At 67.2% G+C, this 23,946-nt stretch carries 21 protein-coding genes; 7 read left to right on the top strand and 14 right to left on the bottom strand.

What is annotated here, in order from left to right; translation table 11 throughout:
• The first annotated feature begins 84 nt into the window (after nt 1-84).
• Both gshA and M2282_RS26195 read left to right on the top strand, forming a co-directional pair.
• On the top strand, nt 85-1,401 hold the full coding sequence (gene gshA / locus M2282_RS26190; RefSeq protein ID WP_280811705.1) for a glutamate--cysteine ligase: 1,317 nt from the start codon (nt 85-87) through the stop codon (nt 1,399-1,401).
• 174 nt (nt 1,402-1,575) lie between these two features.
• Entirely contained in the window at nt 1,576-3,444 is a 1,869-nt protein-coding gene (locus M2282_RS26195) for a potassium transporter Kup (RefSeq protein WP_280811706.1), read from the top strand.
• 25 nt (nt 3,445-3,469) lie between these two features.
• Here M2282_RS26195 and M2282_RS26200 read toward each other — a convergent pair whose 3' ends face one another.
• Nucleotides 3,470-4,393 carry a polysaccharide deacetylase family protein gene (locus tag M2282_RS26200; protein WP_280811707.1) on the bottom strand — a complete coding sequence of 308 codons (924 nt, stop codon included), beginning with the start codon at nt 4,391-4,393 and terminating at the stop codon, nt 3,470-3,472.
• Nucleotides 4,394-4,403: 10 nt separating this feature from the next.
• Nucleotides 4,404-4,817 (bottom strand): nuclear transport factor 2 family protein, encoded by a 414-nt coding sequence (locus M2282_RS26205; protein ID WP_280811708.1) that lies wholly within the window; start codon nt 4,815-4,817, stop codon nt 4,404-4,406.
• A 182-nt stretch (nt 4,818-4,999) separates the two neighbouring features.
• Between M2282_RS26205 and gshB the strand changes: the two genes are divergently transcribed.
• Entirely contained in the window at nt 5,000-5,953 is a 954-nt protein-coding gene (gshB, locus tag M2282_RS26210) for a glutathione synthase (protein ID WP_280811709.1), read from the top strand.
• Here the strand turns inward: gshB and M2282_RS26215 are convergent.
• The 5 genes from M2282_RS26215 to M2282_RS26235 all read right to left on the bottom strand — a co-directional run bounded on the left by M2282_RS26215 (nt 5,916) and on the right by M2282_RS26235 (nt 13,077).
• A complete protein-coding gene (locus tag M2282_RS26215) occupies nt 5,916-7,217 on the bottom strand; it encodes a PepSY-associated TM helix domain-containing protein (RefSeq protein WP_280811710.1) in 1,302 nt (433 codons plus the stop codon). The genes gshB and M2282_RS26215 overlap by 38 nt on opposite strands.
• On the bottom strand, nt 7,217-9,418 hold the full coding sequence (locus M2282_RS26220; protein WP_280811711.1) for a TonB-dependent receptor: 2,202 nt from the start codon (nt 9,416-9,418) through the stop codon (nt 7,217-7,219). The genes M2282_RS26215 and M2282_RS26220 overlap by 1 nt, the downstream gene beginning before the upstream one ends.
• Before the next feature lie 115 nt (nt 9,419-9,533).
• Nucleotides 9,534-10,301 carry a class II glutamine amidotransferase gene (locus M2282_RS26225; RefSeq protein ID WP_280811712.1) on the bottom strand — a complete coding sequence of 256 codons (768 nt, stop codon included), beginning with the start codon at nt 10,299-10,301 and terminating at the stop codon, nt 9,534-9,536.
• 69 nt (nt 10,302-10,370) lie between these two features.
• Nucleotides 10,371-11,513: an ABC transporter substrate-binding protein gene (locus tag M2282_RS26230; protein WP_280811713.1), complete on the bottom strand. Its 1,143-nt coding sequence runs from the start codon at nt 11,511-11,513 to the stop codon at nt 10,371-10,373.
• Nucleotides 11,514-11,583: 70 nt separating this feature from the next.
• Nucleotides 11,584-13,077 (bottom strand): DHA2 family efflux MFS transporter permease subunit, encoded by a 1,494-nt coding sequence (locus M2282_RS26235; protein WP_280811714.1) that lies wholly within the window; start codon nt 13,075-13,077, stop codon nt 11,584-11,586.
• A 131-nt stretch (nt 13,078-13,208) separates the two neighbouring features.
• Here M2282_RS26235 and M2282_RS26240 point away from each other — a divergent pair, with 131 nt between their 5' ends.
• Entirely contained in the window at nt 13,209-14,543 is a 1,335-nt protein-coding gene (locus M2282_RS26240) for a zinc-binding metallopeptidase family protein (RefSeq protein ID WP_280811715.1), read from the top strand.
• On the opposite strand, the gene M2282_RS26245 is transcribed toward M2282_RS26240, so the two are convergent.
• From M2282_RS26245 to M2282_RS26260, 4 genes are read right to left on the bottom strand one after another with little or no spacing between them, the layout of a single operon-like run.
• Entirely contained in the window at nt 14,534-14,761 is a 228-nt protein-coding gene (locus tag M2282_RS26245) for a cysteine-rich CWC family protein (protein WP_280811716.1), read from the bottom strand. The two genes, M2282_RS26240 and M2282_RS26245, sit on opposite strands and share 10 nt — an antisense overlap.
• Nucleotides 14,758-16,014, bottom strand: coding sequence for a 6-phosphofructokinase (locus tag M2282_RS26250; protein ID WP_280811717.1), 1,257 nt, complete (start codon nt 16,012-16,014; stop codon nt 14,758-14,760). Before M2282_RS26250 ends, M2282_RS26245 begins: the two co-directional genes overlap by 4 nt.
• Before the next feature lie 54 nt (nt 16,015-16,068).
• Nucleotides 16,069-16,872, bottom strand: coding sequence for an enoyl-CoA hydratase-related protein (locus M2282_RS26255; protein WP_280811718.1), 804 nt, complete (start codon nt 16,870-16,872; stop codon nt 16,069-16,071).
• Nucleotides 16,873-16,904: 32 nt separating this feature from the next.
• Nucleotides 16,905-17,228, bottom strand: a complete 324-nt coding sequence (locus M2282_RS26260) for a DUF2917 domain-containing protein (RefSeq protein ID WP_280811719.1) — start codon at nt 17,226-17,228, stop codon at nt 16,905-16,907.
• A gap of 82 nt (nt 17,229-17,310) precedes the next feature.
• Between M2282_RS26260 and M2282_RS26265 the strand changes: the two genes are divergently transcribed.
• Nucleotides 17,311-18,246 carry a LysR substrate-binding domain-containing protein gene (locus M2282_RS26265; protein ID WP_280811720.1) on the top strand — a complete coding sequence of 312 codons (936 nt, stop codon included), beginning with the start codon at nt 17,311-17,313 and terminating at the stop codon, nt 18,244-18,246.
• Nucleotides 18,247-18,271: 25 nt separating this feature from the next.
• On the opposite strand, the gene M2282_RS26270 is transcribed toward M2282_RS26265, so the two are convergent.
• On the bottom strand, nt 18,272-18,844 hold the full coding sequence (locus tag M2282_RS26270; protein WP_280811721.1) for a fasciclin domain-containing protein: 573 nt from the start codon (nt 18,842-18,844) through the stop codon (nt 18,272-18,274).
• 402 nt (nt 18,845-19,246) lie between these two features.
• On the opposite strand from M2282_RS26270, the gene M2282_RS26275 reads away from it, so the two are divergent.
• Together M2282_RS26275 and M2282_RS26280 are read left to right on the top strand one after the other, a co-directional pair.
• On the top strand, nt 19,247-19,474 hold the full coding sequence (locus tag M2282_RS26275; RefSeq protein WP_206176883.1) for a hypothetical protein: 228 nt from the start codon (nt 19,247-19,249) through the stop codon (nt 19,472-19,474).
• On the top strand, nt 19,467-20,258 hold the full coding sequence (locus M2282_RS26280; RefSeq protein WP_280811722.1) for a hypothetical protein: 792 nt from the start codon (nt 19,467-19,469) through the stop codon (nt 20,256-20,258). The genes M2282_RS26275 and M2282_RS26280 overlap by 8 nt, the downstream gene beginning before the upstream one ends.
• Before the next feature lie 27 nt (nt 20,259-20,285).
• Here the strand turns inward: M2282_RS26280 and M2282_RS26285 are convergent, their stop codons facing one another.
• Nucleotides 20,286-21,542 carry an MFS transporter gene (locus M2282_RS26285; protein ID WP_280811723.1) on the bottom strand — a complete coding sequence of 419 codons (1,257 nt, stop codon included), beginning with the start codon at nt 21,540-21,542 and terminating at the stop codon, nt 20,286-20,288.
• A 128-nt stretch (nt 21,543-21,670) separates the two neighbouring features.
• Nucleotides 21,671-23,854 (bottom strand): malate synthase G, encoded by a 2,184-nt coding sequence (locus M2282_RS26290; RefSeq protein WP_280811724.1) that lies wholly within the window; start codon nt 23,852-23,854, stop codon nt 21,671-21,673.
• Nucleotides 23,855-23,946: the final 92 nt, after the last annotated feature.

Below are 23,946 nucleotides of genomic sequence, written 5' to 3' on the forward strand. Positions count from 1 at the left end.
CGCCTTGATTGGACCCATTCGCGGAGGCTGCTCGGCCACGCCGAATTGCCTCTCAGCCTCTAACAAATCGAAGAAGGCCGCCGCATGGTTCCGCATCTAGTCACCGCCCTGACCGGCCCGATCAACGAACTGGAGCAGCGGGTGCTCGACTCGATGCCCGCCATCGAGCGCTGGTTCCGCCTCGAATGGATGGAGCACACGCCGCCGTTCTACAGCTCAGTGGACATCCGCAATGCGGGCTTCAAGCTTGCGCCGGTCGATACCAACCTGTTCCCGGGCGGCTGGAACAACCTCACCAAGGAGATGCTGCCGCTGGCGGTGCAGGCCGCGCAGGCGGCCATCGAGAAGATCTGTCCGGAGGCGCGCAACCTGCTCGTCATTCCGGAAAATCACTCCAAAAATACCTTTTATCTCGCTAATATCGCGCAACTGGTGCGCATCTTCCACATGGCGGGGCTCAACGTGCGGATCGGCTCCGTCGACCCGGCCATCAAGTCGCCCAAGAAGATCGAGCTGCCCAACGGTGAGACCGTGACTCTCGAGCCGGTAGTGCGCGGCAAGCGTCGACTGGGGCTGAAGAACTTCGATCCCTGCACAATTTTGCTCAACAACGAGCTTTCTGCGGGAACGCCGGGCATCCTCGAAGACCTTCACGAGCAGTACCTGCTGCCGCCGCTGCACGCGGGCTGGTCGGTTCGTCGCAAGAGCAATCACCTGCACAGCTATGAAGAGCTGTCCAAGCGCCTGGGCAAGCTGCTGGGCATCGACCCCTGGCTCATCAACCCGATCTATGCGCGGGCCGAAGGCGTCGACATCGCCGAGGGCCGCGGCATCGACGTGCTCACCAGCCATGTGGACGCGGTGCTCACCAAGGTGCGCCGCAAGTACAAGGAATACGGCATCAACGAAAAGCCGTTCGTGGTCGTCAAGGGCGGCCACAGCGGCAGCGGCAGCCCGGGCGTCGTGACGGTGCGCGATGCCAAGGAAGTCGAATCGCTGATCGGCAAGTCGCGCACCAGCACTTCCTCGGCGGCAAAGACGTCCGCGGGCCGCGACCTGCGCGAGCCGACCGAACTGATCGTCCAGGAAGGCGTGCTGACCAACGAGCGCGTGCACAACGGCGTGGCCGAACCGGTGGTCTACATGATGGACCGCTACGTGGTCGGCGGCTTCTACCGGGTGCATGCCGAGCAGGCCGCCGACGAAAACCTCAAGCTGCCGGGCGCGAGCTACGTGCCGCTGGCCTTCTCGGAAAGCACGCACATGCCCCAGCCTGGTGCCAAGCCCGGCGCGAGCGCGCCGAACCGCTTCTACATGTACGGCGTGGTCGGCCGCCTGGCCATGGTCGCGGCCAGCTACGAGATGGAAGCGACCGACCCGGACGCCGAAATCTACGAATGATTGCCGTCGTCGGCTTGCGGCGTCACCGGGCAACGGCAAAATAGCGGCCCCACAGCAACGGAAACAAAAGGGCGGGAGGGGTGACGCGCGGTGGAACGAATGTTCCGCCGCCACGACGCCCCCGCGTGTCTGACGCGTCGATCCACAACGGCCAGCCCTTTTCCCATCGACTTCGTGTCAGCCCCCAAATCAATCTCTGCCGGCCTGATCGTCGGCGCCATCGGCGTTGTCTATGGCGACATCGGCACCAGCGTGCTGTATGCGGTCAAGGAAGTGTTCGGCCACGGCCACGTGCCGTTCACCGTCGAGAACGTCTACGGCATCCTGTCGATGTTCTTCTGGACGCTCACGGTCATCGTCTCGATCAAGTACGTGGTGCTGGTGCTGCGCGCCGACAACGAAGGCGAGGGCGGCCTGGTCGCGATGCTCGCACTGGCCTCCCGGGCGGTGGCCGACAAGCCCAGGCTGCGCCATCTGCTGCTGGTGGTCGGCATCTTCGGCACGTCGCTCTTCTACGGCGACGGGGTCATCACCCCGGCGATCTCGGTGCTGTCGGCGGTCGAGGGCCTGGAGGTGGTGTCGCCGCACTTCGCGCATTACGTGATCCCGATCACCCTGGTCGTGCTGTTCTGCCTCTTCGCCGTGCAAAAGCGCGGCACCGCGGGCATCGGCAAGTTCTTCGGGCCCGTCACGCTCGCGTGGTTCGCTGCCATCGCGGTGCTCGGCGTGTGGCAGATCCTGCACCACCCCGAAATCGTCAAGGCGCTGAACCCCTGGTATGCGCTGAAGTTCATCTGGGACAACCCGGGCACCAGCTTCATCCTGCTGGGTGCGATGGTGCTGTGCGTGACCGGCGCCGAGGCGCTGTACGCCGACCTGGGTCACTTCGGCAAGAAGCCGATCCGCATCGCATGGTTCTCGGTCGTCATGCCGGCGCTGACGCTCAACTACCTCGGCCAGGGCGCGCTGCTGCTGGAGAACCCCGAGGCGGTGAAGAACCCGTTCTTCATGATGGCGCCCGAGTGGGCGCTGATTCCGCTGGTCATGCTGGCCACGCTGTCGACGGTGATCGCATCGCAGGCGCTCATCACCGGTGCGTTCAGCGTGACGCGCCAAGTCATCCAGCTGGGCTACCTGCCGCGCCTGAACATCGAGCACACCAGCGTGCGCACGGCCGGGCAGATCTACATCCCGCTGGTCAACTGGGGCCTGTTCGTGGCCATCGTGCTGGCGGTGGTGATGTTCCGCACCTCGAGCAGCCTGGCCGCGGCCTACGGCATCGCGGTGACAACCGACATGCTGATCACCACGATCCTGACCTTCTTCGTGATCCGCTATGCGTGGAAGCTGCCGCTGGCACTGTGCATCGCATCGACCGCGGTCTTCTTCGTGGTCGACTTCCTGTTCTTCGCGTCGAACCTGCTCAAGCTGTTCGAAGGCGGCTGGTTCCCGCTGCTGATCGGCGGCTTCGTGTTCACGCTGATGATCACGTGGAAGGAAGGCCGGCGCCTGATGGGCGAGGCGCAGCATGCGGATGCGATCGACCTGAAATCGTTTCTCGATTCCGTGTTCGTGAGCCCGCCGGCGCGCGTGGATGGCACGGCGGTGTTCCTTACCGCGGAGCCGGGCGTCGTGCCCAACGCGCTGCTGCACAACCTGAAGCACAACAAGGTGCTGCACGAGCAGAACATGTTCGTCACCGTGCGCAACCACGAGGTGCCCTGGATTCCGATGGACAAGCGCATCGAGATCGAGGCGCTGGGCCACCACTGCTGGCAGGTCATCGTGCACTACGGCTTCAAGAACGACATCGACCTGCCGCGCGCGCTCGAGCATGCGCGCCTGCGCGGATGCCAGCTCGAGCCGATGGCGACGAGCTACTTCCTCTCGCGCGACGTCGTGATCCCGACGCTGGGCAGCGGCATGGCACCGTGGCGCGAGAAGCTGTTCGCGCAGATGCACCACAACGCGAGCGGCGCGGCCGCGTTCCTGGGGCTGCCGAACAATGCGGTGGTGGAGCTGGGGTCGAAGATCGAGATCTGAAGCGGAAGAAGGGGCGGGTGCCTCTTCAGCCGAAGTCTTCCGGCCGCTCTGCCGCAAGCTGCGTCATGTGCGCTGCGATCGCCCCCGGCGTCGTGAACCAGATCTCCCCGCGATCCCGCGCACGCGCCAGATGCGCGAGCGCCGTGCGCAGGCGGCGCAGCCGGTACGGCTGGCCCACGATGTACGGATGCAGCGCCAGCCCCATCACCAGCGGCTGCGCGCGTGACTGCATCAGCATCTCGTCGAAGTTGTCGACCACCATCGCGCTGAAATCCTTCGCGTCCATCAGCCGGCCCACGATCATCGGGATGTCGTTGAGCTCCTGCGGATAGGGTACCGACCAGATCGAGCCGCCGCCGCGCGTGCGCATGCGCACCGGCTGGTCGTCGTGGCACCAGTTGAGCGTGTAGCCGTAGCCGGTCTCGCCGAGCAGGTCGGGCGTGACGGCGCTCTCCGAGATCCACGGCGACAGCCAGCCCGCGGGCGCCTGCCCGCTCTCGCGCAGCATGCGTTCGCGGCAGCGCAGCAGCAGGGCACACTCGTGTTCTTCGGCGAGCGCGCCCTGGCGCTCCGCGTTGCTGTGACCGTGGCCGATCAGCTCGTCGCCACGCGCCACGAAGGCCTGGACCAGTTCCGGGCAGTGGTCGTACAGCGCGGTGTTGATGAGCGCGCCGGTGGGCAGCGCGAGCGCATCGAACAGCTCGAGGCAGCGCCACGCGCCCACGCGGTTGCCGTACTCGCGCCAGCCGTGGTTCAGCACATCGGGCTGCGGCGAGGCCGGGCCGATGCAGGCGCCCAGGCCGTCGCCGAAGGCGAAGTGCTCGATGTTGAAGCCGAGGTACACGGCCAGCCGCGCGCCGTTCGGCCACACGTAGTCGGGGCGGCGCGTGATCGGCCGGTAGTCGAAGCGGTCGTGCGTGGGCAGCAGATCGGGCCAGCGCGTGGTCATGCGGTTCGCCTCACAGCACCGCGAGCCCGGCGCGCACCAGCAGCCACTCGGCGCTGTCGTTCCACACGTCCATCTGCACGATGAGCCCGTGGCTCACCACGTAGCGGTCCACGTACCGGTTGCCTTCGAAGGCCGTGCCGTCGGGCCAGGCGCCGTAGAGCGTGCCCAGGCTGTAGACCACGGTGGCCTCGGGCGTGCCGCCGGCCACCGTTTCGGTGCGCTCGATCTTCTTCTTGACCCAGGCGTAGCGCTTGGCGTTGAAGGCCGAGGTGTCGCCGGGGGCGTGCATCTCGCGGTTGCCGGTGAAGCGGATGCGGATGTCGGGCGCGGTGAAACGCGAGGCCGATTGCGGGTCGGGGATCATCACCAGCCGGAGGAATTCGTCGACCACTGCGGCGGGATCTGGCAGGACGGGTGTGTTCATGGGGTCTCCATCGTGGGGGCCAAGGCGATGCATGGCGAAAAAGCGAACCCCGAACCGCCGCAATTCCTGTGCCTTATGGAGAAAATGGCAAAGGCCTCCATCGGCAAGGGCATCGGCGCTTGCGGCAACATCGCGCCAGAAACCAACGCGGCCGCCGCACCCGGCGCCGGAAAGAACGTCTCGTGAAAAACATCCTCTTCGTCGCCGACCCGCTCGATCACTTCAAGATCTACAAGGACACCACCTTCTCGATGATGCGCGAGGCCCAGCGCCGCGGCCACCGCATCGCGGCCTGCCTGCCGCAGGACATCCAGTGGAAGTCGGGGGGGCTGGTCACGGCGACGGTGCAGCAGATCACGCTGACTGGCGATCCGAAGGACTGGTACACCGTCGACATCACCGAGTCGAAGGCGCTGAAGGACTTCGACGCGGTGCTGATGCGCAAGGACCCGCCTTTCGACGCCGAATACATCTATTCGACGCACCTCCTGCAGCAGGCCGAGCGCGAGGGCGCGCAGGTGGTCAACTCGCCGCGCGCGCTGCGCGACCACCCCGAAAAGCTCGCGATCATGGAGTTTCCGCAGTTCGTCACGCCCACGCTGGTCACGCGCAGTGCGCAGGCGGTGCGCGACTTCCATGCGGAGCACGGCGACATCATCCTCAAGCCGCTCGACGGCATGGGCGGCATGGGCATCTTCCGGGTGAAACAGGACGCGCTGAACCTGGGCTCCATCGTCGAGACGCTCAACAAGGACGGCGCCGAGACGATCATGGTGCAGCGCTTCGTGCCCGAGGTGGTGCAGGGCGACAAGCGCATCCTGATCATCGCGGGCGAGCCGGCGCCGTTCGTGCTGGCGCGTATTCCGCAGGGCACCGAGGTGCGTGGCAACCTGGCGGCGGGCGGCAAGGGCGTGGCCCAGCCGCTGACCGCGCGCAACCGCGAGATCGCCGAGGCGATCGGCAAGGTGCTCGCGCCGCGCGGGCTGCTCTTGATCGGGCTCGACGTGATCGGCGATTCGGTCACCGAGATCAACGTGACCAGCCCGACCTGCTTTCAGGAAATCACGGAGCAGACCGGCTTCGACGTGCCGGCCATGTTCATCGACGCGCTGGAGAAAACGCTGCGTCCTGCCTGAGCACAGGCGCCGACGCGCGGCTTTCGCGCTCGCGCCGGGCCTGCAGCCGCCGTGAGCGCAGCTTGCGCGCCCAGATGACGATGCCGGTGATCGACAGCATCGCCACCACCAGCCCCAGCGCCGACATCATGATGCGGCCCGGCATGCCCAGGATGCGCCCGCCGTGCAGCGGCAATTGCAGCTGCGCGAACACGTCGGCTGCCGTGCCGTGCCACGGCCGGTTGCTGCCGATGATGTGGCCGTCGCGCCCGTCCAGATAGAGGTTCGACAGGCCCATGCCGTCGCTGTCGTCGTGCGTGGCGTGGTCGAAGAAAGAGATGTTGTAGAAGCCGCCGCGCGCGTTGTAGAACGCGCCGCCCAGCGGGGTCGTCCAGCCGCGGCGCCGGGCTTCGGCCTCGGCCTCGGCCACGATCTCCCGGAAGCCGATGGTGGGCTCGATGCGCGTGCCCAGCGGTGCGAGCGGCACCAGCGCCGAGGGCCCCGGCGTGGTCCTGGAGACCAGAGAGAGCATCGGGTGGAACACCTCCTTGTAGAGGTTCAGCGAGAACGAGGTGAAGGCCACGACGATGATCAGCCCCCAGATCCACAGCCCGCCCGCGCGGTGCAGATCGAAGTTGAGCTTGTAGCCGCCGGCCGCCCAGCGCACGGTCCACGCCGGCTTCCAGCGCTGCCACCAGGCGGTTGCCGGCCGGTGCGCCGGATGCACGGCCCGGCGCAGGCGACGGGGCATCGTGAGGTAGAGCGCAACGAAGCTGTCGAGCAGCCACACCAGCGCCACCGTCCCCATGATCCACCAGCCGATGCGGTCGGTGCCCCACATCGCCGGCACGTGCAGCATGTAGTGCAGCTTGCGCAGGAACGGCATCAGCGTCTCGGGCTTGAGCGAGACGGCCGACGAGTCGCGGCGGCCGCGCACTTCGGCCGTGACCGGATCGACGAACACCTGGTTGTAGCCTAGCTTGAAGGGCTTGCCCGTGGCCGGGTCGGTGCGCGGCTGCACGAAGTAGCCGGCCGCGTGGCCTTCCTCGAAGCCCAGCGGCATGTACGCGACCCGTGCGCGCGGGTCGTGCGCCTCGACCGCTGCGGCCAGATCGAACGGGTCCTTGAAGGGGCCGCGGCTTGGCGTGTCGTAGAGCTTGCGGTTGAGCCAGCCGTCGATCTCGTGGTCCCACGAGATGACGGCACCGGTCAGGCCCGAGACGATGAGGAAGAGGGCGACCGCCAGGCCCGCCCAGCGGTGGATGGCGGTCGCGAAGGCGCGCATCAGAAGTCGATGGTGCCGCTCACTGCGAAGGTGCGCGGTGCGCCCAGCGTCAGGTAGTTGGAACCCTGCGTGCCACCCACCGAGGCCCAGTACGACTTGTTGAACAGGTTGTCGATGCGCGCGCGCAGCGTGAGCGCGCGGCCGTTGCCCAGGTCCACGAGGTAGCGCGCGCCGATGTCGAAGCGCGTCCAGCCCGGGATCTGCTGCGTGTTGGCAGCGTTGGCGTACTGCTTGGAGGTGTACAGCAGGCGCGCATTCAGCGACAGGTTGCGCACGCCCGGCACATCCCACTCGGCACCGAGGTTGGCCTGCTGCTTGGCCACGCCGATGGCGGCCAGGCCGTCGGTGGCGCCGCCTTGCGTGTTCTTCTGCTTGGCGTCCAGCAGCGTCAGGCCGCTGAGCAGGCGCAGGCCCTTGGCCGGCTGGCCGAACACCGAGAACTCCAGGCCCTGGTTGCGCTGCTTGCCGTAGAGGCCGTAGCTCTGGCCCGAGTACTGGTAGACCGGCTGGTCGGTGGTGAAGAACGCGGCGCTCGCGCCCAGCGTGCCGCCGTCGTACTTGATGCCGATTTCCTTCTGCTTGGCCTGGTAAGGAGCGAATACCTCGCCTGCGTTGGTGACCGGGCGGTTGTTTACCGTGCCGGGCGCCACGTTGCCCTTGACGAGGGCTTCGATGTAGTTGGCATAGGCCGACACGGTCGGCGTGATCTTGAACACGACGCCGGCCACGGGCGTGGTCTTGCTCTTGTCGTAGGTGCTCGACTGCTTGAGCGTGGTGTAGGCGAAGCTGGTCTGCTCGATGGTCTGGCGGCGTGCGCCTAGCGTGACCAGCAGGCGGTCGTCCATGAAGGACATGGTGTCGGCAATGGCGATGCTCGAGGTGTCGATCTTGTCGGTCAGGCGCGGGTCTTCCAGCGTGTTGCCGGTGAAGCTGTTGGCGACCGGATAGGGCGAGAAGAAGGGCGCGTAGATGTTGTTGAGAACGGCGCCGCGCGAGATCGTGTAGGCGTTGTCGCGGTCGTTGCTGTACGTGGCGGCCGAGGCCACCACGGTGTGCTTCACCGGGCCGGTGACGAAGTTGCCGCGCACGCCGATCTCGGCGGTGCCGATGCGGTCCCTGCGCGTGTTGCTGAAGCGCGTGTTGCTGGTGTTGCCGAACGAATTGACCAGCGTCGGGTTCGACAGCACGTTGTCTTCGTCGCTGCGGCGCACGCCGCCGGCGGCCCAGGCCGTGATGTTGTCGGTGATGTCGACCTCGCCGCGGAATGTGGCGAACTTGTCCTTTTCCTTCGAGTAGGTCCAGGGCTGGGCGAAGTTGCTCCTGGCGTCGGGCGCGCGCGGGATCGGCAGCGTCGACGAGGGCGTGAGGCTCGGGCGCCCGTCCTTCAGGTCATAGTCCTGGTAGCCGAAGTCGGCCGACAGGCGCACGTTGCGGCTGTGCCAATCGAGGCCCACGCCGAAGGCGCTCAGTTGCTGGCTTTCCTTGAACACGCCCGTGCCGCCCTCGCGGCGCACGGCGTTCACGCGAACGCCCAGGCTGTCGTCGGGACCGAAGCGGCGTGCCAGGTCGAGGTTCACGAAGCCCTGGCCGCCGCTCTGCACGCCGAAGCCGACGCGGGTGAGCGGCTCGTTGGGCGCGCGCTTGGGCAGCAGGTTGATCGCGCCGCCGATGCCGCTGCCACCGGGCGCGGCACCGTTCAGGAAGCTGTTGGCGCCGCGGAACACTTCCACGCGCTCGAAGAATTCGGAGGCGATGTACTGGCGCGGCAGCATGCCGTAGAGGCCGTTGTAGGCCACGTCGTCCGAGTACACGGGGAAGCCGCGCACCACGTAGAGCTCCTGGAAGTTGCCGAAGCCGCGCGCCTGGCGGACCGAGGGATCGTTGAGCAGCACATCGGCGACGCTCTTGGCCTGCTGGTCCTGGATCAGTTCGTTGGTGTAGTTGGTGCTCGAAAACGGCGTGCTCATCATGTCCTGGTTGCCCAGGATGCCCACCCGCCCACCGCGCGCCACTTGGCCGCCGGCGTAGGGCTTGGTCAGGCCTTCGGCCGACGCGTCGGCACTGGCTTCGACGTTGACGGTGGCCAGGGTGCCGCTGGATGCCGGTTCGGCGCCGGAGGTCTGGGCCATCGCCGTCAGGGCGTTGAGGGCAAGCAGCGAGGCGACCGCGGTCGGACGCAGATGGAAGAAACGAGCGGGCATGGAACGGTCTGATAGGGTGCAAATGAGAACGGTTATTATTCTCTCGCACACCCGATCCATCGATACTTTTTTGCATTGTTGCAAAAAAGTGTCAACCAAAAGGTTTCGTCAAACCTCAGGTGACTGACCGCTGCCCGTCCACGAACACATGCAATTCGCCCGGCGCAAATTGCGTCCACGTCTCGTTGGTCGTGAGCGGCGTGGTCACCACCACGGCCACGCGGTCGGTCGGCGTGGTGTGCTGGGCGAAATCGATTTCCAGGTCTTCATCGGACAGCTGAGCGGTCACGAACGGATGCCGCCGCTCCACGTACCAGAGGTTCGTCGATGCATGCGCCCACAGCGCCTGCCCGTTGGACAGCATGAAGTTGAAGGTGCCGTGGCTCGCGAGTTGCGGCGCCAGTTCGCGCAGCGTGAGCGTCAGCTCCTCGATGCTGGGCACGCCCGCGTGCGACTTCGCCAGTTCCTGCATCAGCCAGCAGAAGGCGTGTTCGCTGTCGGTGTTGCCCACGGGATGGAAGTTGCCATGCAGGCGCGGACGAAAGTCCTTCAGGTCGCCGTTGTGCGCGAACACCCAGTAGCGCCCCCACAGTTCGCGCACGAAAGGATGGCAGTTCTGCAGATTGACCTCGCCCTGCGTCGCCTTGCGGATGTGCGCGATGACGTTGCGGCTCTGTATGGGGTAGCGCCGGATCAGTTCCGCCACCGGCGATTCGCAGGCCGGCTGGTGATCGACGAAATGGCGCAGCCCGCGGTCTTCGAAGAACGCGATGCCCCAGCCGTCGGCGTGGTGGTCGGTGCGGCCGCCACGCTGCGCGAACCCCGTGAAGCTGAAGGTCACGTCGGTCGGCGTGTTGCAGTTCATCCCTAGCAATTGACACATGCAGGCGATTAGACCGCGATTCCCGCCGGCCTCGTCCGCGGTGTCATTTACCCGACCGCGAGGCTGCAGCTAGCGGATGAACTTGCCTTCCTTGGTCACGCGCACCATCTCGATGAAGCGCGAGCCCGTGTTGCTCGCGCCGGTGAAGTCGATCTCCATGCCGCCGATGCGCAGCTTCATCGCCTTCATCGCAGCGTGCAGCCTGGCGCGCGTCAGGTCGCGGCCGGTGCGGCGCAGGCCCTCGATCATCACGAGCGCGTTCACATAACCCTCGTAGCTCAGGTAGCCCAGGTCAACCTTGGCGCGCTCGGCCAGCTGGCGGAATTCGCGCGCGGTGGCGTCGACCTCGCTCCACGGATACGGCACGATCTGCGAGATCGCCAGTCCGCTGGTCTTGTCGCCCACGAGCTTGGCGGTGACGTCGCCCGGCACGATCGACATGCCGTAGTACATCTGGCGCCCGCCCGCGGCCCAGGCCGCCTTCATCACCTCGCCGCCGATGCCGCCACCCAGGTACATGATCACGGCCTGCGCCTTGCTCTCGGCGAGCGCCTTGCCGGCCGCCTCGTTGGTCGTGCCGTCGCCCTTGACGGCCACCGCGGCTTCGGGCTTCAGCTTGAGCGTGTCCAGCGCAACCTCGACCAGCTTGGCGACTTCCGCGCCGCCGGGGTTGTCCAGATAGGCCACCGCGATCCGCGAAACGCCGATGGTCGTCAGGTGCTGCACCAGCGCCTGGGCCTCGCGTGCGAAGGTGGCGCGCACGAAATAGCCGGCGGCGCCCATCTTCTCGCGGGCCGAATCGGACACCGCATAGCCGCCCACCGTCGGCGCGCCGCTCTGGTTGACGATCTTGGCGCCCGCGGCGGTGGTGCCCGAGCCCACGCAACCGAAGAAGGCGAAGACGCGATGCTCCGCGAGCAGTTTCTCGTAGTTGGCCGCGGCCTTCTCGGGCTTGAGCTCGTCGTCGAGCGAAACCACCCGGATTTTGCGGCCCGACAGCCCGCCCTGCGCGTTGACCGCATCGAAGGCCAACCCGGCTCCGGCCATCACCACCTTGACCGGCACGCCGAGCGGTCCGCTCAGGATGCCGGTGTGGCCGAGGACGATCTCACCGTCGGTGACGCCGTTGTCGGCCGCCTGGGCCGAAAGGGAAAACTGGCCGAGTCCGGCCGCTGCCGCAGCCGAGGCGGCAATGAAATTTCTGCGATGCATGGAACCGTTTCGTTATCAGATACAACTGATAACAATTGAAAGCGAAACCGCCCCGCCGGTCCGCCGGGGTTTACCCCGTGTTGCGTGTTGGCCCTTCGCGCAGTTGCCATGCCGCAATGATGGCCAGCGCGCACAGCCCGGCCAGCATCGCGAACACCTCGTCGAAGGCGGCCAGCCGCGCCGGGCTGCTCACCGGATTGGCCAGCGAATCGCCATGCGCGGCAAGCCGCCACTCGAGCACGATGGCGCACAGGCTCACGCCGGCCGCACCGCCCAGCATGCGCACGAAGTTGATGGCGCTCGCGCCCTGCGGAATCAGCGGCTTGGCCAGTGGCCGCATCGAGCCCAGGTTGAGCGAGGGCAGGATGAACCCCAGCCCGATGCGCCCGACGATCGCGAATGCCACCAGCAGCCACAGCGCGCTGTCGAGCCTGAGCACCATCATCAGCGCGAACGAGGCCGCCAGCAGCGCAAGGCCGACGGTCACCAGCACCCAGGTCGGATGCCGGTCGGCCAGCCGGCCCACGCCCGCGATGGTCACGGCCAGCACGATGCCGGCCGGCAGAAGAATGGTGCCCACATGCGACGCCGACAGGCTCAGCCCCACCTGCATGTACACCGGCAGCAGGTAGGTCGAGCCGAACAGCGCCGTGCCGTAGATGAAGGCGACCACGCTGCCCATCGCGAACTGCCGGTACTGGAAAAGCGCGAGGTTCATCAACGGCGTGCCGCCCGAGGCCGCGAGCCGTCGCTGCCACCACACGAAGGCGACGAAAGACACCAGCGCACCGGCCAGCAGCAGCGCGGCCTGCAGCGGCGAATCGCCGCGCAGCTCGACCAGTCCATTCAGCAGGCACAGCGTGCCGACGGTGCCGAGCGCAAGGCCTCGCGCATCGAGCCCGCCGCCGCGCACTGCGGCCACGCCGCCCGGTGCCGTCCTGGGCACGAACTTGTAGGCCAGCCAGATCGAGGCCAGGCAGAAGGGCACCACCATGAAGAAGATCGAGCGCCAGCCGAACAGGTCGACCAGCACCCCGCCGATGCTCGGCCCGATGGCGGGCGCCAGCACCACGCCCATGCCGAAGATGCCGCTCGCGCGCCCCTGCTCGTGGGGCTCGAAGGCGCGCAGGATGATGATGGCCGGAATGGGCTGCACCACGCCGGCCGCGAGCCCTTCGGCCACGCGCGCGAACAGCACCAGCGAGAAGTTGTTGGCCAGCCCGCCCGCGACGCCGCCCACGAGCAGCAGCACCATCGTGCCCACATAGGTGCGGCGGTAGCCGTAGCGCGACAGCAGCCACGGCGTGGTGAGCATCGAGACCGTCATCGCCACCATGAAGCCCGAACTCACCCACTGCGCGCGCTCCTGCCCGAGCGAGAAGTGATGGCTCATGCCCGGGATCGCGACGTTGACGATGGTCGACGACATGATCGAGGCCATCGTCCCCACCATCACCGACAGCAGCAGATACCAGCGATAGCGCTCGCCGTAGCGTTCGCGCAGGATGCCCATGGAGGGCGGGGCCGGCGTGGCGGTGGCTTCGGGCGTGGGTGGGGATGTCATGGAGCGGCGGAATGTCTCGGGGTCCGTCGTCCTACAAGCATATCGGTGTTTGCTTGGCGAACGGCGCGGGGGCACGCCCCACAATGCAGCGGCTGTCCCCTCCGCGTCAAGCCCAGCAAGAAGAGAACAACATGGATTCCCCGATCAACGATCCCATCAACGAACAGGCCGGCGACGCCGGGCCGGATGCCGCGCCCACGCTCGCGACCGAACTCGCCGCGCCCACCATGAGCCGCGCCTACCGCTGTCAGTGCGGCCGCCCCGTGTTCCTGCGCAACAGCGAGTGCCTGGCCTGCCACACGCCGCTCGGCTACGTGATCGACCGCCTCGGCGTGATGCCGCTGGCGCCCGCCGAAGGCGACGGCGCGCTGCCCGACACCTTCACCGTCTTCGGCGACCCGCACGGCAAGACCTACCGCCGCTGCACGAACCTCATGACCCCCGCCGCCTGCAGCTGGATGGTGCCGGCCGCGCGCGAGGGCGAGGAGGTGCCGGTCGACGTGCATGGCCTGGCGCCCGGCTACTGCCTGGCCTGCAGCGTCACGCGGACCATTCCCGATCTCTCGGTCGAGGCCCACGGGGTCTTCTGGGGCAAGCTCGAACAGGCCAAGCGCCGCCTGATCTCGCAACTGCTCGCACTCGGCTTGCCGGTGGTGAGCCGGCATGCGGACCCGGTGCACGGCCTGGCCTTCGACTTCCTCAGCAACATGCCGGGCGGACCGCACGTGATGACGGGTCATGAAGACGGCGTGATCACCCTCAACGCCGAGGAGGCCGAGGACGCGGTGCGCGAACGCATCCGTGCCGAAATGCGCGAGCCTTACCGCACGCTGCTGGGCCACTTTCGCCATGAGATCGGCCACTACTACTGGGACCTGCTGGTGCAGCCCACGCACTGGCTCGACGACTACCGCGCCCTCTTCGGCGACGAGCGCGCCGACTACGCGGCCTCGCTGCAGAAGCACTACGAGCAAGGCCCGCCGCCCGACTGGGCCGACCGCTTCGTGAGCAGCTATGCGAGTACGCACCCGTGGGAGGACTGGGCCGAGACCTGGGCCCACTACCTGCACATGGCCGACACCGCGGACACCGCCATGAGCTTCGGCGTCGACGCAACCAATGTGGAACTCGCGAGCGACCTCTTCACCGCCGACGACCTGTGGCAGCCCGAGCATCCCGACGCCGCGAAATTCCTGGATTTCGTCAACGGCTGGGTGCTGCTCACCAACGTGCTCAACGAACTGTCGCGCAGCATGGGGCAGCCGGACTACTACCCCTTCGTGATGCCGCGCACAGCGGTGGGCAAGCTGCAGTTCATCCACCTCGTGATCACCGAGCAACGGCCCGGGGCGGCGCCGACGATGGTGGTGGCCAGCGATGTGGCGGCGCCCGAGCCGGTCGAGCCTGCACCCGGACAGGGGCAGTCGCAAACGCAATCGCAGTCGCAGGGCGGCGTTCAGTCCTGAGGCGGCGTTCCCGCGGCGCAGCGCGCGCAGATGCAGGCCAGGCCGCGCATCGACGCCGGCAGCTGGGCGAGCGGGGCGTTGCTGAAGTCGACCTGCATGCACCAGCAGGGCGGTTGCGTCTGGCCCGTTTCGCGTTCCACTTCCATCGCGCAGCGGTTCGACTCGCCGCACAGCGGGCAGCGCGTGGCGTCGATGACCGCAGCGGCGGTGGTCGTCATGCGAGTTCGAAGGCCGGCAGCTTCTTCGCCACCGCGACGTTCTGCAGCGTCACATACACCGGCAAGCCGTTGCGGTAAGCGGGGTAGTCCTCGCCCTCGATCAGCGGCAGCAGGTAGCGCCGGCATTTCTCGGTGATGCCGTAGCCGTCGTCCGAGATGAAATCGCGCGGCATCGGCTTCTCGACATTGGCCACCGATTCGAGCGGCGCGCTGCCGATCGTGTACGCATAGGGCACGTCGGAGGTGCGCTCGATCGTCGGCATCACCGCGTTGCGGCCTTCGAGCGCGAGTTCGACCGCGCGCTGCCCCAGTTCGTAGGCCTGCTTCACATCGGTGGCCGAGGCGATGTGTCGCGCCGCGCGCTGGAGGTAGTCGGCCACGGCCCAGTGGAACTTGTGGCCGTGCGCGTCCTTGATCATCTGCGCCACCACCGGCGCAGCGCCGCCGAGTTGCGCGTGGCCGAACGCATCGCGCGTGCCTTGCTCGGCGAGGAAGGTGCCGTCGGGATGGTGGCATCCCTCGGACACCACGACAGAGCAGTAACCGTGCTGCTTCACCAGTTCATCGACACGCGCGAGAAAGCGCGGCTTGTCGAATTCGATCTCCGGAAACAGCACCACCACCGGAATGCCGTGGTCCGCCGCGAGTCCGCCTGCCGCGGCGATCCATCCTGCATGCCGGCCCATCACTTCGAGCACGAACACCTTGGTCGATGTGGCCGCCATCGAGCGCACGTCGAACGAGGCTTCGAGCGTGGACACCGCCACGTACTTGGCGACCGAGCCGAAGCCCGGGCAGCAGTCGGTCAGCGGCAGGTCGTTGTCGATGGTCTTGGGCACATGAATCGCCTGCAGCGGATAGCCCAGCGACTGCGACAGCTGGCTCACCTTGAAGCAGGTGTCGGCCGAATCGCCGCCGCCGTTGTAGAAGAAATAGCCGATGCCGTGCGCCTTGAAGACCTCGATGAGCCGCTCGTATTCACGGCGGTTCTTCTCGAGCGACTTGAGCTTGTAGCGGCACGAGCCGAACGCGCCTGAAGGCGTAGAACGCAGGGCCGCGATGGCCTCGGCCGATTCGGCGCCGGTGTCGATCAACTCTTCGGTCAGCGCGCCGATGATGCCGTTGCGTCCGGCGTAGAGCTTGCCGATGCGGTCCGGGTGTTTTCGCGCCGTCTCAATCACGCCGCAGGCCGACGCATTGATGACCGAGGTGACGCCGCCCGACTGGGCGTAGAAGGCGTTGAGGATGGGCATGCGGGCATTCTCCCGCAGGCCCATGACAGGCGCCAGTGCCGGCGTGTCGGGATGTCAGCGGCTCTCGAAAGCGGGAGGCCGCTTCTGCAGGAACGCGTTCACGCCTTCGCGGAAGCTCGGGCGGTCGATCAGCTCGCGCTGGCGTTCGCTTTCGTAGTGCAGCTGTTCCTTCAGCGTGTGGCGCTCGGAGGCCTCGAAGGCTTCGCGTGCCTCGACGACCGCATGCGCGGGCAGACGTGCAAGGCGCTGTGCGATGGCGCGTGCTTCGTCCATCAACTGTTCGTCGTCGGCGCAGGCCCAGATCAGGCCCCACTGCGCCGCGCGGCCTGCGCTCAGCCGTTCGTCGAGCAGCGCCATGCCCATCGCACGCGCCTTGCCGGCACGCCGTGGAATGGCCCAGGTGCAGCCCAGGTCCGGCACGATGCCGAGCTTAGGGAGAAAGGGCAGATAGAAGTACGCGCTGCGTGCAGCGATCGTCACGTCCGCCGCCAGTGCCAATCCGACGCCCGCACCGGCCGCCGCCCCGTTCACTGCAGCCACCACCGGCACCGGCAGCGTGCGCAGCGTCTCGATCAGAGGATTGCTCAGCGACTGCATCCATTCGGCCGTCTGCGTGCCGAGGGATTTGCCTTCTTCCCCGGGCGCCATCGCGCTCAGGTCGGCGCCGACGCAGAAGGCCTTGCCGGCGCCGGTGAGGATCACGGCGCGCACCGCGTGGTCGTCGCGGATGCGCTCCAGCGCGTCGCGCAGTTCGACCTGCAGGCCATGCGCGATGGGGTTCAGCTTGGCCGGCAGGTTCAGCGTGAGCGTCGCGATGCCGTCGGCCAGTTCGTAGAGGATCAATGCTTGGGAGTCCATGGCATCGAGGTTCGATGCCGATGGCACCCGGGTCAAGCCGGGGACAACCCGTGGGGCAGAAGTCGCCAAGGCGACCACGCACGGGCGGGCCGCGCGAGCGGCATCGCGGCCGGCTGCGCATCCGACACGGTGATGCACGAGGACTGCAGCGCCGACACCAGGATGCGCCGGTGCTCTGTGCCCTCGAAGCGGTCGCCGGCCTCGAGCACGATGTCGCGTGGATCGCGGTCCAGCGTGACCCACACAGTGCCGCTGCGGCATTCGATGCCCACGCCCGCGCCATCGGGCACGGCAAAGACGGCACGCGTCTGCAGGCTGACGTGGAAGCGGGAGGATGTATTCGGTTGGGTGCTCATGGCAAGCTCCATTGCATTCGGGATACGAATGAATATAGTGAGTCGGCCCCTCTCTTACACGCGGTCATTCGGAACTCGTTGCATGCTTGCTGAGAATGCGAAAGCCCATGGCGCCCCCGGCGGCGAGCTCCCGCCGCTGGAGCTGCTGCGCAGTTTCGAGGCCGCTGCGCGACGGCTCAGCTTCACGCTGGCGGCCGGTGAGTTGCACCTCACCCAGTCGGCGGTGAGCCGGCAGATCCAGCAGCTCGAAGCCAGCCTGGGCGTGCTGCTGTTCGAGCGCCGCCATCGCGCGCTGGCGCTCACCGAGGCCGGCGGCGTGCTGCAGCGCGCAGTCACCGACAGCCTGGAGCGCCTGCGCGACGCCACGGCCCGCGTGCGCGCGAGCGCCGCGCCGCGGCAGGTGGCGATCACCTGCACGCCGGGTTTTGCATCGCTCTGGCTCATTCCGAAACTCGCGCGCTTCACCGGCACGCATCCGCAGGTCGACGTGCGCCTGTCGGCCACGCTCGACGTGCTCGACCTGGACGTGAGCCGGCTCGACCTTGCGGTGCGCTTCGCGCCCATTGCCCGCGGTGTCGGGCCGGCGCTGTTCGAGGAATCGGTGATCCCGCTGTGCGCGCCGCAGGTTGCCGCATCGCTGCGGGAGCTGTCCGACTTTTCCGGGCTCACGCTCCTCACCATCGAATACCCGGACCACAGCGAAGCCCCGACCGCCGACTGGGAGCCGTGGCTCAAGGTGATGGGGCTGCAAGACCTGCGCGTGAAGAGCACGCTGCGCTTCACGCAGTACGCCGATGCGGTGGCCGCCGCGGTGGCGGGGCAGGGCGTGGTGATCGGGCGCTTGCCGTTGCTGCGCGAACTGGTGCGCGACGGCCGGCTCGTGGCGCCGCTCGGCGAGGGCGCGGCATCGCACCGCGGTTACTTCATCGAGATGTCCAGGCGCGCCGCGAGCAACCGCGACGCGCAGGATTTCGCGCAGTGGCTGCGCGACGAAGCCGAGGCTGCGCAACGGACCTGACGCAGGTCCGCTGCAGCGCGGGCGATCAACCCGGCAGCAGCACCTTGTTCACGACGTGGATCACGCCGTTCGACTGGTACACGTTGGCGATGGTCACCGTCGCCGTGCCGCCCTTGGCATCGGTCACCAGCACGTTGCTGCCGCTCATCGTTGCCGTGAGCGTGCCGCCGCTCGCGGTCTTCAGCACGGCCTTGCCGCCGCCTGCGTTGATCGCGCTCATGAGCGCCGGGCCGTCCATCTTGCCGGGCACCACGTGGTAGGTCAGTACCTTGGTCAGCGTCGGCTTGTTCTCGGGCTTGAGCAGCGTGTCGACCGTGCCGGCGGGGAGGGCTGCGAACGCGGCGTTGGTCGGCGCGAACACGGTGAACGGGCCCGGGCTCTTGAGCGTGCCGACCAGGTCCGCGGCCTTGACGGCGGCGACCAGCGTCGTGTGGTCCTTCGAATTCACGGCGTTGTCGACGATGTCCTTGGTCGGGTACATCGCGGCGCCGCCGACCATCGGGTTCGACGACATGCCGGAGCTGCCGCTCATGCCCATGCCGCCCGCGCAAGCGCCGAGCAGGACCGAAACGCCGAGTGCGATCACGAGTTTTTTCATGGAAGTCTCCTGGAAAGAAATGGTTGTCGAGGTTCTCTGTGGAAACCGCCAACAGCTCGGAGGCGCGATGCGCTTGAGATCAATACGGGGGGGCCATGCAACTGGATTCAGCGTGCGGCAGCGCGTCGGCTTTGCGCCACAGCCATGCGGCCGGCGCTTGCGCATCGCGCATGTGCTCGCCAGAATCCGCCCTTCGTTTTTCAGCAACAGTTTCTTTCCACCGCGCCTGGCGACCTGCAACCTCCCGGGCGACAAACCAACTCAATGAACCGTTTCCTGAACACCTGACCCGCACACCGACCGCCCCGGCCGGATGTGCATCCATGCATCCGCCCGAGGCCCGTCGACAAAGGCCCCGCGCAGCCATTCGCCGGGGCCTTTTTGTTTTTGGAGTGTGCGCACATGAGTGCTCAACGAAAGGCCCGCGACGACGAGAAACGCCTGGGCCGGTTCTACTTTTCGGTGCCGTCCTCGGCACCTCGCAATCCCGTGGTGGCCGCGATGGCGCGCCGCGAATCCAGCCAGGGCGCCGGGCGTCACCTGCGTACGCATCGCGCGGAGCGGCGTGCGCAGAAGGTGGCGCTGCAGAAGGCTGCGCGCAGCGTCGGGCGAGGGGGCGACGATGCGTGACGACATGGACAAGGTCATCGTCGAGCGGCCGCGCCGCGGCTGGCGCGTGCAAGGCGATGGGCGCGGTTTTCGCAACAGCCGCGATCGCGGCTCGCACCTGGGCATGAAGCGCGGCTACGACCATCCGAAGGGGTTCAACGAAAACCTCGCGCCGCTCAAGCGCTGGCTGCACAAGCAGGTGCACCGACCTTGGGACAAGGTGTATGCCGAACTCAACAGCGGCATCGACCGCCGCAGCACCGTGCAGGCGCACATCTTCCTGCACATCGACGACTTCGTGGAGCGGCGTGCCGAGCTGCGCGACGGCGAGGTGTGCGTTCCGCCGCATCGTTGGGGCGCACATCGCAGCGTGCCGCTGCGCGAGGCGCCGAACGTCGAACTGTTCGTGCATCCGGTCACCGGCATCCTGCTGCCCAACCGGCGACTGGCCGAGGCAAAGGCGGCACGAAAGGCCGCCCGCAAGACGTGGGCCGCTCAACGTGGCGACGAGCCCTGCGCGGTCTATCACGTGATCGACGAGACCACGCAATGGCATCGCGTCGATGGCTGCTGGTTCGAGATCACGCTCGCGAAGTTTCCTGAGAGAGCGTGCGCGACGCAGGCGGAAGAGAAGCGCTACGACGTGCTGCGTCGCTGCCTCGTTACCCCCAGTGGCGCCGCCCAGCGTCCTGCGCCCGCCCTGCCCACCCACCGTGCGATGTACGGTCGCAGCGACGTCTACGCAATCGGCAAGCGGCAACTGGGTCGACGCGAAGTGCGGGCGCGTCTCGGCGGCGGCGCCTGAGCGATGTGCTTCCGGTCCTCCGTGCGCTCAGGACGCGCGTGCGGGCACCGACGCACGCGGCAATAGAGAGAACGCAAGCGTCCCCGCAGCCAGCATCCCCGCCACGGTAAGAAACACCGCGCGGAACGGCTCCACGCCATGCGCCACGCCCCACGATGCGGCCACGCCGGTCGTCCATTGCATGAGCGAGACACCGAGGAACATCGCCATGTTCATCAACGCCATCGCGCGGCCCGTCATCGCCGCGGGGTAGCCGTTCTTGGTGTACGCGTACTGCAGCACGCTGTAGCCAGAGATCAGGCCGTAGGCGATCGGCAAACCGATATCGATCGCGCGCGAATGCGTGAACGCCATTGCGCCGAACATCAGCGCGCCGGCTGAGGCGCAGCCCATCATCCAGCGCGTGCGTCGTGCGGGGCCCGGGTCCAGGCGGCCGAACAGCGCCGGGCTGATCATGCCGGTGACCGTCATCACCAGTGCCACGTTGCCGCTGGCGACGAGCGAGAGGCCATGTCGCTCGTGCAGCACCGGCCCGAGCCACAGGCCGCGCAGCGTGATGAAGGCCGCATACGACACGCAGGCGAAGCAGAGCAGCCCCAGCGTGTGCGGCATCGCGAACAACGGCAGCAGTTCACGCACGGCCTTGCGCAGCGACTGGCGTTCGGTCGGTTCAACCCGATCCACCGCGCGCGCCGGTTCGTGCACGCGCCAGAAGACGACGATCCACGACAGCACCGCGAACGCGGCCAGCACCGTGTAGCCGGCGCGCCATGACGCGGCCTCGATCAGCAGCGCCAGCGGTGTGCCGGTGAAGAGAATGCCCATGCCCGCGAGGCTCATCACCAGCCCCGACATCGCGGTGAAGCGCGAGGCATCGAAGTGCCGCGCGATGAACACCGTGCACGCGAGGAACGCCGGCGCGCAGCCGACGCCGATCAGCGCCTGTCCCAGCAGCAGCATGTGAAAGCTCGACGCCACCGCGCACAACGCGGCGCCCGCGATGGCCAGCGGAAACGCGGTGAGCACCGTGCGCCGCACGCCGAACATGTCGATCGACACGCCCATCGCGAGCTGCATGATCCCGAACATGAAGTGGAAGGTGCCGGCCCAGGTACCGAGCTGCTGCGGCGAGAGACCGAAGTGGCTGCTCAGGGGCGTGGCCATCATGGCGCCGACGGTGCGAAAGGCCTGGCTCAGTGCGAAGGCCGAGGCCAGTGCCACGAGCATGGCGGCCGCGGAGGTCGACCAGCGCGGCGGAGGCGGCGATGCCGCGTTCGTGTTCATCGAGAAGGGAGAGTCCGGAAGAAGGGGAGGCGGCACGAATGCTAATGGCATGCCGCCCGCCATGCAGAACGGCGCCCGAAGGCGCCGTCCGTTCGCTCAAGTCCGGCGCAGTGCCGGACGCACGCCGATCAGGCCTCGCCCTTGACCTTCAAACGCCATGCATGCAGCAGGGGCTCGGTGTAGCCGCTCGGCTGCTCGATGCCCTTGAACACCAGGTCCTGCGCCGCCTTGTACGCGGCCGAGGTCGCGAAGTTGCCGGCCATCGGCTGGTACAGCGCATCGCCCGCGTTCTGCTCGTCCACCACCTTGGCCATGCGCTGGAAGGTCTCGTCGACCTGTGCCTTGGTCACCACGCCATGCAGCAGCCAGTTGGCGATATGCTGGCTGGAGATGCGCAGCGTGGCGCGGTCTTCCATCAGGCCCACGTTGTGGATGTCGGGCACCTTGGAGCAGCCCACGCCCTGATCGATCCAGCGCACCACGTAGCCGAGGATGCCCTGCACGTTGTTGTCGATTTCCTGCTGGCGCTCTTCGGCGGTCCACTTGGCTTCGGGTGCGATCGGCACCTGCAGCAGCGCGTTGAGGATGTTGTCGCGTTCGCCGTCGGCATCGATTTTTTCGAGCTCCTGCTGCACCGCGGTCACGCTCACCTGGTGGTAGTGCAGCGCATGCAGCGTGGCGGCGGTGGGCGAGGGCACCCAGGCGGTGTTGGCGCCGGCCTTGGGGTGCGCGATCTTCTGTTCGAGCATCGCGGCCATGAGGTCGGGCATGGCCCACATGCCCTTGCCGATCTGCGCCTTGCCGCGCAGGCCGCACGAGAGGCCGACCAGCACGTTGTTCTTTTCATAAGCGCCGATCCAGGCGCTGGACTTCATGTCGCCCTTGCGGATCATCGGGCCGCCCTGCATGGCGGTGTGCATCTCGTCGCCGGTGCGGTCCAGGAAGCCGGTGTTGATGAAGGCCACGCGCGCGGCGGCTTCGGCGATGCAGGCCTTCAGGTTCACGCTGGTGCGGCGTTCCTCGTCCATGATGCCGAGCTTGACGGTGTTGGCGGGCAGGCCGAGCAGTTGCTCGACGCGGCCGAACAGCTCGCTCGCGAAGGCCACTTCGGCCGGGCCGTGCATCTTGGGCTTGACGATGTAGATGCTGCCGGTGCGCGAATTGCCCTTGCGCTTCAGGTCGATGGTGGCGATGGTGGTGGTCACCACGGCATCGAGGATGCCTTCCGGAATCTCCTTGACGCTCTGACCGGAGGCATACAGGATGGCCGGGTTGGTCATCAGGTGGCCCACGTTGCGCAGGAACATGAGCGAGCGGCCGTGCAGCTTCACCGGCTTGCCGTCGGCGCCGGTGTATTCGCGGTCGGCGTTCAGGCCGCGCGTGAAGGTCTTGCCGCCCTTGGCGACTTCTTCGGTGAGCGAGCCCTCGACGATGCCCAGCCAGTTCGCATACGCCACCACCTTGTCGGCCGCGTCCACCACGGCCACCGAGTCTTCCAGGTCCAGGATGGTCGAGAGCGCGGCTTCGAGCACCAGGTCGCTCACGCCGGCCGCATCGCTCTTGCCGATGGCGGTGCTGCGGTCGATGCGGATGTCCAGGTGGATGCCGTTGTGCTTGAGCAGCACCGACGACGGCGCTGCGGCATCGCCCTGGTAGCCGATGAACTGCGCGGGGTCGGCGAGGCCAGTGCTGCTGCTCTGCAGCGCGACGACCAGCTTGCCGTCCTTCACGCTGTAGCCGGTCGCCATCTTGTGCGAGCCGTTGGCCAGCGGCGCGGCCTGGTCGAGCACATTGCGCGCGAATTCGATGACCTTGGCGCCGCGCACCGGGTTGTAGCCCTTGCCCTTTTCAGCGCCACCGGTTTCGGGGATGGCATCGGTGCCGTAGAGCGCGTCGTACAGCGAGCCCCAGCGCGCATTGGCGGCGTTGAGTGCGTAGCGCGCATTCAGGATCGGCACCACCAGCTGCGGACCGGCCTGCAGCGCGAGCTCGGCGTCGACGTTCGCGGTCGTGGCTTTCGCGCCCTTGGGCTGCGGCAGCAGGTAGCCGATCTTCTCGAGGAAGGCGCGGTAGGCCGGCATGTCGGCGATCGGACCGGGGTTCTTCTTGTGCCAGGCATCGAGCTCGGCCTGCAGGCGGTCGCGCTCGGCGAGCAGCGCGATGTTCTTGGGCGCGAGGTCGCTCACGATGGCGTCGAAGCCCTTCCAGAAGACGTCGCTGGCCACGCCGGTGGCGGGCAGTACCTTTTCTTCGATGAAGCGGTGGAGCTCGGTCGCGACCTGGAGTCCGTGGGCGGTGGTGCGGGCGGTCATTTTTCTCTCCTGGAAATCGGGATACGGCGGAATACGGAAGCTAAAGACGTGGGTGTCGCAATGACGTAGGTCAACTTTATTCGATACTTTAC

This window comes from Variovorax boronicumulans (genome assembly GCF_029892485.1).
GTDB lineage: Bacteria > Pseudomonadota > Gammaproteobacteria > Burkholderiales > Burkholderiaceae_C > Variovorax > Variovorax boronicumulans_B.